We start from the raw sequence: 9,338 nt of genomic DNA, 5'->3' as shown, positions 1-9,338 counted from the left end.
ACCGGGCACACGCCCGACTCCGCTCGCCTGTGGAACGGGCCTTCGCACGCCTCAAGGCCTGGCGGATCTTCCGCAAAGCCCGCGTCAGCCCCAACAGACTCACGTCAATCGTCAAGGCCGTCCTCACCCTGGAGAAGCAACGCCGAAGAAGCTCATTGGGGGCTACGCCCCCGAAGGGGGCCCGCTCGTCTGGAAAAGAAGTCTCTGGACCACCGGTTCTAGATAGGGCGTCACCCATGACGCTACCGGTCACGTCACCAGTGACGCCACCCCCCCTTTCTCCGGCCTCCTCGGGGGTGGCGTCACCCATGACGCCACCCCCCTTCTCCGGCTTCTTCCGGCGAGCCCGTTCCTTACGCCGCTGCTCCTCGCGCTTGGCCTGCTGGACCCGCAGCCTCTCGTCGTGGACACCCCGCCAAGCCGCCAAGTCGAAGTCCGGGGCGTTCTCCTGCAGCCACGCGTCGACGTCCAGGCCGGGGACAGTGTGGCCGTACCGTGCGACGAGCTGCGGCGGAGTACATGCGGGCGGCGTCACGCCGTGGATCAGCCAGGGCGTCACTGCGGGTGTGACCAGCGACGAACGCGAGGAACTGCGCAGGCTGCGGGCGGAGAACAAGCGGCTGCGCGAGGTCAATGAGGTGCTGAAGTCAGCGGAGCCGACGCTCGACCTTCGGCAGGATCGGCTCGATCACCGCCCACAACTCGTCATCAACTTCCCACGGCTTGCGCCGAGCCACCCTGCACCCCCAGATCAACGCTCTGAGAGCCATCCAACCAGCCCGAACATCATTTCGTTAGGGGTTGTTAAGGCCGCCGACCTGATCGGACGTGATTTCACCGCGACCGAGGTGAACACGAAGTATGTAGGCGACATTACCCACCTGCCTTTGGACGGCGGGAAGTTCTGCTACCTCGCCACCGTCATCGACCTCGCCTCACGCCGCCTGGCCGGCTGGGCGATCGCCGATCACATGCGAACGGAACTCGTCGCCGACGCCCTGGCCGCGGCCCGGCGGACCTGCGGCAGCCTCACCGGCGCGATCATGCACACCGACCACGGCTCGCAATACAAGAGCCGGGCATTCGCCGAAGCCTGCAGGTCAGCAGGGGTGATCCAGAGTATGGGCGCGGTCGGGTCCAGCGCGGACCACGCGCTCGCGGAGTCCTTCAACGCAACCTTCAAACGCGAAACGCTCCAGGGCAGAAAGACCTGGTCCAGCGAGCGCGAGGCCCGCCTCGATGCATTCCGATGGTTCCACCGCTACAACACCCAACGACGTCACTCCCACCTCGGACACCGCAGCCCCATCGCTTACGAGACAGCACTCCGAACAACATCAACTACGCTGGCCCAAGCCGCATAACCGTGTCCAGGATTCGGGGTCAAGGCCCCTCACCCGCAGCCGCCGGGCGACCTCCGGCGGCTTGATCTTCCGCTCGAACAACTCAGCCGCCTGCATCCGTACCGCCTCACGGCGCTGACGCCCCGCAGCGGTCAGCCCGCCCCCATCCGCATACCTCACACACCAGGGATACAGCCCCCACAACCGGCTCATCAGCGACTTCACGAAAGCTCACCCTGACGAGCTGAAGTCAGTAACGCCAGCCTGGCCAGCGCCAGTTCGAGCGGACAGCCCGTCGGGCTTGCCTTTGCTCAGGCAGATCACCGTCCGCCACACGTCTTGTAGTTCGTCCCCGGCACGTGGTTGCCGGTGTGGCGCCCTCGTCACCACGGTGGACAGCGCAAAGGTGCCGAAGGACCTATGTTGACCAAAGTGGTTACAAAATCAACAATCTGTTCGCTGCTTGCTGGCGCGGGCGCAGCGGGAGGGGTCTCGATTCACATCTAATGGTAATGACGCCTATAGTATCTATGCTTCCCGAGCCGCTGCTGTCTGTGCGCGAAGCCGTGCGCAGTCTCCTTTGCAGCGCGTCAGCACGCTGCGGTCCCTCCGTGCCCTCAGAAGGAGCGGGCGCGCGGGACCGCTCTGCCTGCCGCGCTCATCGAAAGACTTCCTGTCGGACCACCGCGCGGCACACATCCAGGAATGAGGCGTGCCATGCCGTTCAACTCGCTCCTCAAATCGGGGAGAGCTGCCTTCCCAGAGTCGAGCTATGTGGCATCTCGTTTGCCGGCGCTGGACAGTGCGTGGTGGCAAGGACCTTGGAGCCTGTTCGACGTGGCCTGCGCAGCCGGATACGTGGCTGCCGTCACTGCACTGCTTGGCCAGCATTGTGAACACCCGCTGAATATTCCGAAGACAGTGGTTATCGCATGTGCTGCCGTGATGGGCCTGGGTATCGCGGGGCGGCGCCGGTGGCCGTCATGGCTCTGCTCAGTGGCGGTGGCGGCAACACCCATTCTCCTCCTTGTTACACCACTGCCCATTTATTTATATTCACTGGCAAAGTACAGCAAACACCTCAGTGCGCTTTTGATGCTCTGTGGCGCCTCAGTGTTGGTATTTTTCGGGATCGCATTTCTTCCCGGGTTTAGGGGAATCGTTTTTGGAGACGGCGTCGCCCTCCTCTTCTATGTGGTTGCACCACTTACCCTGGGCTTCAACGCCAGGGCCCGCCAAGTGCAGTCTGAATATCTAGTTAATATGACCGAGCCTCTCGGTTGCGAGAGAGAATTTGCATGCCGTTGGACTTTCATTGAAAAGCACCCCTGTGTTGCGATGGGTATGCTCGATTCAGTGGCTCATCGAGTAAGGCTTATGGCAATCTTTACGAATTCTCTTCAGGTGAATTACAGTGGGTGTAGAGAAATTGATACCCCCGGGAAGATGATCGACGCCATGGGGAATGAGTGCTCTCGACGAGCTCCATCATGTGCTCAGCGTGTTAAGGCTGGGGGAGTGAGAGCCGGATACGGGTGGAATAGCCGATACAGGGGGCCTCCCTGAACCGGTAACCTGCACAGGGAGCCGGAATTCGTGTCGATCTGGTTCAACTAGGTCAGTGCAGTCTCTAAATGCCGCAGATGATGACACAGTCTACCCGCATAGTGCGCGAGGCACGTTGAACGTGCAAACGCATGCAGGCTCGGCCCCCACAAGGGTGACACTTACAGCACCCTGTGGATTCTTCCGGTTACTCACCCTGAAGGAGAAGCCGAAGCAGCGAATAAACCTGCCCATTCCGCGCGGCGGCAATGACCTTTCCAGTCTCCATGTACGGGTCGGTGAACTAGGCAGCGAAATCACGTTCTGCCCGTTCAGTGCGGACGGATTTCGTCCATGGCTGTAATACCGTCGAAAGGATTTCTTGCGTGAGTATTCGTGTGGTCGTTGTTGATGACGAAGAATTGGTGAGATGTGGCCTCGGGGCAATACTCAAGGCGGACCCAAATATGAGTGTGGTCGCCGAAGCATGCAATGGCGCCGAAGCAATACATTCAGTGCGGATGCATAGGCCGGACGTGGTGCTGATGGACATACGTATGCCTGTAATGGGCGGGGTGGACGCAACCAGGGAGATCACCCGTCTGAAATACCCGGCGAAGGTTGTGATTCTCACTACCTTCGATTTGGATGAGTATATGTATGGAGCTCTCCGAGCCGGCGCCATGGGGTTTCTTTTGAAGAACTCTCCGCCTGAAGACTTGATCCGAGCCATCCGGAGCGTCAGCGAGGGGGACGCCGTGCTTGCTCCCTCGGTCACTCGTCGACTCATATCGGACTTTGCAGCACGTGATGTTCGCCAGATCACGGACGCCCAGGCGCGGATCACGGGGCTGACCGACCGAGAGCAGCAGATCTTGTGTTTAGTGGCCGAGGGCCTGTCCAACAGCGAGATTGCCAGTGCTGTGCACATGAGCGCATCAACTGTGAAGGCGTACGTAAGTCGGCTGCTGAGCAAGCTCCAGTGCGCCAACCGAGTCCAGGCCGCGCTCGTAGCCCATCACGCGGGACTGCTGGAGGCTTCCTGAGCCGAGCACCGAATGTGCCATGTGGTCTAGGGCCGGGGCTGTCTCCATGAAGCGGGTCTGCACCGTCTCGACGCCGCCACCTCATCGACGTTTCCCGTGCCCTGCTCGGCTCCGCCCCACATCAGGGTGCAAGACGGGGCCGAACACAGTCCCGTGCACTGGTGAAAACCCGCTAAGAGTGAACGCACTGTCCGATAAAGGAGGGTTGCTCTCGTCGTCGGCAGACGGGATGGCAACGTCAATGACAGTCACAGCTTGCAACCTATGGTGGACCGACTGCAGACGAGCCGCGCAACTCCACGCTGACAAGCCTGCGACCGCCCCGAACTGCATAGATAGCTGCCGGGACAACTCACCAAAGTCAAGCTTGCATCGACGCAAGGGCGTCGATCCCAAGAGTGCTCCAGACCCTCGGTGCTCATGGAGCGCGCCAACTGCTAGCTCATCAGACGCCACCGACCGACATCTGCTAGGAACGCAACCCCATCAAGTACCTGGCATTCCTCGGACTCGGCGCCGCACTCCGGTCTAACACTGGGAGGCCTGCGGAACGGTCCGGATAGCGAGGTACCGCTCGATGCCATCCCGGATGAACGGCGGGATAACGAGGTTCTTGAGGTATCCCGGATCGAAAAACCGAAGCTTGACCCCCTCCGTCAACACCAGCGTGGTCTCGTCGCCGTCCCAGATGCAGGAGAAGAATGTGACGAGCTGTTTCGATCCATTGGCGTCGTGGATGTCAAACAGCTCTGCGAGCCCGCCAACCGTTAAGCCAGCTTCTTCATCCAACTCGCGGACGATGGTTTCGACCGGCTGCTCTCCAAGTTCCACCTGGCCACCGATAAGGCTCCAGTGAGCAGGCCAGACAATGTGTGGATGGGCGTCCCGAAGGTGCATAAGCAACTCCCCCCGGTGATTGGCCACGATGGCGACTGCGCCACGGTTGAGACAAGGGCGCCGACGGGAGAGAGCGTGAGTGTTCATTCTGACACCGTAGTGAACCAGGGGCTTTCTATACGGCAGCCCCGCCGTCGTGGCGTCACGTTTGTCTGGGATTGTGACGGTGGGAGGACCCGCAGTCGGCAGCTTCGAGATGCACAAACTCACAAGTGACGGTCGAATGCTAGTGCTGACTGTTGAATGGCGTCAATCCTTTCTCGACACAAGTCGATAGCGGACAGCTCATCAGCGGTGAAGGCGAGGTGATTGACCGATGTGAGACATTCCTCGAGTAGCGCGATTGACGAGATGGGAAGAAGAGACGAAGACACGCGCCAGTCTCGGAGAACCCAACTGATTGCCAAGCTGACCAATGACTGGCCACGCAGCTGGGCAATGCCTTCGAGACTCTTCATCGCTTCCTGTCGCAGGACGCTCAGCCCTGAGGCATCTTGTGTGCCGCCATCCGCACAGATTCCGCTCGCGTATGACACCAGGCGCTGGGGTAATGAGGTTTCAGCAACGATACTTACGCCTTGCTCATCCATGATGGGCATGAGCGCTTCCTGCGCCCAAGGGTTGAGAACAGACAACGGAGTCTGGCATGCGATAGCGGGAGTTCCAGCTTCAATCAGAGCCTGTGCCATTCGAAGAGCCGAGGCCGGCGCGTAGTCCGAGAGGCCGAGGTAAAGTGTTTTTCCTCGATCCACCACTGCGGCAAGGGCCTCTACGGTTTCCCGCACTGGCGTGGTGCGGTCGTAGCGGTTGGTGTACACCACGTCAAGGTACTCGAGCCCGGTGTGCCGCAGGATGTGGTCGAGTGCGGACGTGATGTGCTTCCGAGAGCCGAACCCTGTCATTCTCCCATGGGGGTGGAAGCCCACTTGAGCGGACAACACGATATCGTCGCGGCACTCGAGCAAGGCAGCGAGCACACCTTGCTGGAGGAAATCTCTCTTCGTCGACTGCTGGCTCGGCGGCACCGCCAGGTCGAAGTGGTTCACACCTAGCTCGAGGGCACGCTCCACTAGAGCCAACTGCTTGGATGGCTGCGGCTCGTCAATTCCAGAGCCACAGTTCAACCTGAGAGAGACAGCCGAGACAAACAGCCCGCTGCGGCCCAGGCGTCTGCAGAGAGTCCGCGCACTGCTGTCGCCGCCGGTTCTTAAGCTCATGGATTCGAACTCATGCAAGACGATGCGTTCCCTCACTATGAGCCGCCGACGGGTCAGAAGCTCCAAGTAGCGCTCACCTTTTGATGAGCGTCTCGCTACAGCCCTGAGCATGAGGAGTGGCCGTCCTTCGATGTATGACGCCTGGAACTCGGCCCCTGGCATCCTTTCAGCCACAAGACGCGGGATCTGCATGCCCTGGTGGAGTCGGCCACGATGCCGATCGTCACCCGTGAGAGTGACCTGGCATGCCGGGTGTCACCTGCGGAACGCGCCCTGGTCTCCTGTGTACCTGGGCGAGAGCGACCCTGCTAAAACTCGCCGCCGGTTCCTGGGTGCAGCCTGGGCTGGGCACCGCGCACGTCCACGCCGTGGTCGGGCACCGCGCACGTCCACGCCGTGGTCGGACACCGGGCCGGACTCGCACTCGGTCTGACAACCGCTCTGGAGGTCTGCAGACGCCCGCTACATGCTGCTGGACAGCGACCACCTCGTCCACCAGCTCGGGCGGGAAACCCGTCAGGACTCCCAGAGCGATACGGTCCCGCAACCGCTCACCCGACGACTTCACCTGCCAGGCCTGGGCGGAAGGCAATATGGCCTGTTGGCAGACCCACAGCACAGTGCACTTGGCCCGTGAGGCAACGAGGATCTGGTCACTGCTGGCCGCCCACTAGCCGGTCGTCGATCCGCACCGACCAGCCAGCCGAGTCACCTTCACAACCTCAGGCAGCAGGAACCTCCAGTGGTGCCTGAAAGCCGTGACCAGGTTCCCGATCGAGCACTCCGTGTACGAGGGACAGTGAACCCGGCAACGCGTGCATGGTATGCGACGGACAGCCTGGCGTCGAATATTCCTGTCAACGATGCCCTATTCCGTCACATCAGAAAGCCAAGAGCCTCTAGGTAGGCGCTCATCGTCAGCGGGCCAGCCACCATAAATGACATAAGTGCACAATATGACGACAGGCGTATTAGGTCTATGCTCCGTACATCCGAACGCGTGTGGCTGACGCAATTAACACCCCGAGCCGGTCAGTCGCGATTGCGTGGCGCGAGTAAAAGAAGAGGATTGTCGACGCGATTCACTCAACTGATGATCATCCTTGTGATGATCATTCAGGTACCAGCGAATGGGGCAATGGCGGAAACTGAAGCAGCAGAAGGTTTGGCGGCCGCGCGACTTGAAGCAGCGCGCCTATATGCAAAATCGATGCTGATCGCAGAGCGTCACGAAACGGCTCGTCGAGAGGTAGACAAGCAGGCTCGAGTGGCGCGGCGTCTTAGCAAAGAGCTGTCTGCCAACAGGCAGAGATACGCGCGGTTGCGCGAGTGGGGTGGCCGTATTGCGGCTATGCAGTACAGAAACTCAGGGCTCTCGCTTACGGCCAAACTTCTATTCTCGGGGGATGGTGGCGAGCGCTTCATGCGAAACCTCGAAGCAGCACGTAATGCCGACGAGGTCGCCCGGAGGTTAACGCGTGACCTACTCGAAGTCAGGCAACGACTTGGTCGTACTGAAAAAGCCGCAGCCGTAGCATTGCGTGGGATGCAAAATAACCTCAAAGAAGTGAGCGTCTCTAAGAGGCAAATTGCGGAAGAGCTTGCCAGGGCTCGCACTTGGGTACGTCTGCTGGAGTCGCGAGAAGACCCTCTCGGTATGGACTCGTGCAGCCAGCCAGGCAGAGCTGTGCCACGCGCCTCTGGCTCAGAACTGGAAACTGAATCATCCCATTGGGTAGCACCTGTGCATCATTACACGCTGAGCTCGGGATTTGCTGCTGTCGGGCCTCATTGGAAAAGCCAGCACACGGGGCAGGATTTCGCTGTCGATACTGGGACCCCGGTACATGCGGTTGGTGATGGAGTGGTCATCGCCGCCAGTTGCGACAAGGCGTTCGGAAACAACGTAATCGTGCGGCATCCAAATGGCTACTTCACTCAATATGCTCACCTATCCAATGTGCTCACAGGAAGAGGGAGTCGAGTCTACGCCGGTCAGCGGATCGGCGAATCGGGATGCACGGGAAACTGCACGGGCCCGCACCTGCATTTCGAAGTGCGCATCACTCCAGATTTCGGATCGGCGGTTGACCCAATTGCCTGGCTTTGCGAGCGTGGAGTAGTTATCTGAAGAACCGTGACGTGACGGGTTTGGTGAATAGGGATACTCGTAGCCCAGCGCCACCAAGCCGGGCTGACTCGACGATCTCTACGATCTATGCCTATCACGCCTGGCGAGCGCGGTCGAAGCCTGGTCCTGAGTCGATCCGGCAGTCCTGCTCCATCGTGTCCGAGCGCAAGGATAGGAGCGTCTGGATTCCTGCCTCGCAAGAAAGAACGAAATCCGCCAAGCGCATGCCCGCTGCAGGGTGCGCCTGCTACTCAACCACAAGGAAAAAGAATGCGACGATGCGTTCTGCTGGGAATCTCAACTGCCATGGCGGCGGGGGGTGTCTTCTTACTTCCTGCGCAAGCCGGCGCCCGCGGAACCACGGGTGTATCGACGGGCAGCGAGGCAGGCATTGTGCTTCAAGCGCCAAACAGCGTGCCTGCAGACGGCTGCGCCAACGCTTCCGGCTACGGCCTCCTGAACCTGGCCTTTGGCGACCTGTGCCATGACGAAGCGGCACGGATTCAGGAGGAGCGGTGCGTGCCTGAGGAGTGCGTCGAGGAGTGCGTGCCTGAGGAGTGCGTGCCTGAGGAGTGCGTCGAGGAGTGTGTGCCTGAGGAGTGCGTCGAGGAGTGCGTGCCTGAGGAGTGCGTGCCGCCGACCGAAGTCCCGCCGACGGAACTGCCGCCGACCGAGTATCAGCTGCCGCCGGTCGAGGTGCCGCCGTCGGAGGTGCCGCCGACCGAAGTCCCGCCGTCGGAACTGCCGCCGTCGGAACTGCCGCCGTCGGAGATCCCGCCGTCGGAGGTGCCGCCGGTCGAGGTGCCGCCGTCGGAGGTGCCGCCGTCGGAACTGCCGCCGTCGGAGGTGCCGCCGTCGGAGGTGCCGCCGGTCGAGGTGCCGCCGTCGGAGGTGCCGCCGGTCGAGGTGCCGCCGTCGGAGCTGCCGCCGACCGAAGTCCCGCCGTCGGAACTGCCGCCGTCGGAGCTGCCGCCGACCGAAGTCCCGCCGTCGGAACTGCCGCCGTCGGAGATCCCGCCGACGGAACTGCCGCCGACCGAGTATCAGCTGCCGCCGGTCGAGGTGCCGCCGTCGGAGCTGCCGCCGACCGAAGTCCCGCCGTCGGAACTGCCGCCGTCGGAGATCCCGCCGACGGAACTGCCGCCGACCGAGTATCAGC

Annotated in this window: 5 protein-coding genes and 5 pseudogenes; 6 read left to right on the top strand and 4 right to left on the bottom strand. The window is 61.3% G+C overall.

The features are described from left to right. Positions 1–143: pseudogene (locus ACZ6C1_RS37690) on the top strand (transposase family protein); the annotation flags it as partial. A gap of 507 nt (positions 144–650) precedes the next feature. Here ACZ6C1_RS37690 and ACZ6C1_RS37685 read toward each other — a convergent pair. After that, a pseudogene (locus ACZ6C1_RS37685) lies at positions 651–737 on the bottom strand (IS5/IS1182 family transposase); the annotation flags it as partial. A 78-nt stretch (positions 738–815) separates the two neighbouring features. On the opposite strand from ACZ6C1_RS37685, the pseudogene ACZ6C1_RS37680 reads away from it, so the two are divergent. Then, positions 816–1,364: pseudogene (locus tag ACZ6C1_RS37680) on the top strand (IS3 family transposase); the annotation flags it as partial. Here ACZ6C1_RS37680 and ACZ6C1_RS37675 read toward each other — a convergent pair. Then, a pseudogene (locus tag ACZ6C1_RS37675) lies at positions 1,362–1,523 on the bottom strand (IS630 family transposase); the annotation flags it as partial. The pseudogenes ACZ6C1_RS37680 and ACZ6C1_RS37675 sit on opposite strands and share 3 nt — an antisense overlap. A 537-nt stretch (positions 1,524–2,060) precedes the next feature. Here ACZ6C1_RS37675 and ACZ6C1_RS37670 point away from each other — a divergent pair. Both ACZ6C1_RS37670 and ACZ6C1_RS37665 read left to right on the top strand, forming a co-directional pair. Beyond that, positions 2,061–2,909, top strand: a complete 849-nt coding sequence (locus tag ACZ6C1_RS37670; RefSeq protein ID WP_469247575.1) for a hypothetical protein — start codon at positions 2,061–2,063, stop codon at positions 2,907–2,909. A gap of 365 nt (positions 2,910–3,274) precedes the next feature. Continuing rightward, the gene (locus ACZ6C1_RS37665) at positions 3,275–3,934 is read left to right on the top strand and encodes a response regulator (RefSeq protein ID WP_469247574.1); all 660 of its coding nucleotides are present in this window, start codon (positions 3,275–3,277) and stop codon (positions 3,932–3,934) included. A 528-nt stretch (positions 3,935–4,462) separates the two neighbouring features. On the opposite strand, the gene ACZ6C1_RS37660 is transcribed toward ACZ6C1_RS37665, so the two are convergent. After that, on the bottom strand, positions 4,463–4,918 hold the full coding sequence (locus ACZ6C1_RS37660; protein WP_469247573.1) for an NUDIX domain-containing protein: 456 nt from the start codon (positions 4,916–4,918) through the stop codon (positions 4,463–4,465). 119 nt (positions 4,919–5,037) lie between these two features. Beyond that, on the bottom strand, positions 5,038–6,114 hold the full coding sequence (locus tag ACZ6C1_RS37655; RefSeq protein ID WP_469247572.1) for an aldo/keto reductase: 1,077 nt from the start codon (positions 6,112–6,114) through the stop codon (positions 5,038–5,040). A 1,027-nt stretch (positions 6,115–7,141) separates the two neighbouring features. On the opposite strand from ACZ6C1_RS37655, the gene ACZ6C1_RS37650 reads away from it, so the two are divergent. Both ACZ6C1_RS37650 and ACZ6C1_RS37645 read left to right on the top strand, forming a co-directional pair. Then, on the top strand, positions 7,142–8,179 hold the full coding sequence (locus ACZ6C1_RS37650; protein ID WP_469247571.1) for a peptidoglycan DD-metalloendopeptidase family protein: 1,038 nt from the start codon (positions 7,142–7,144) through the stop codon (positions 8,177–8,179). 519 nt (positions 8,180–8,698) lie between these two features. Further along, positions 8,699–9,338, top strand: a pseudogene (locus ACZ6C1_RS37645) (hypothetical protein); the annotation flags it as partial.

The organism is Streptomyces sp. NPDC041796 (assembly GCF_055590785.1).
This window is presented reverse-complemented; position numbering and strand designations above follow the sequence as displayed.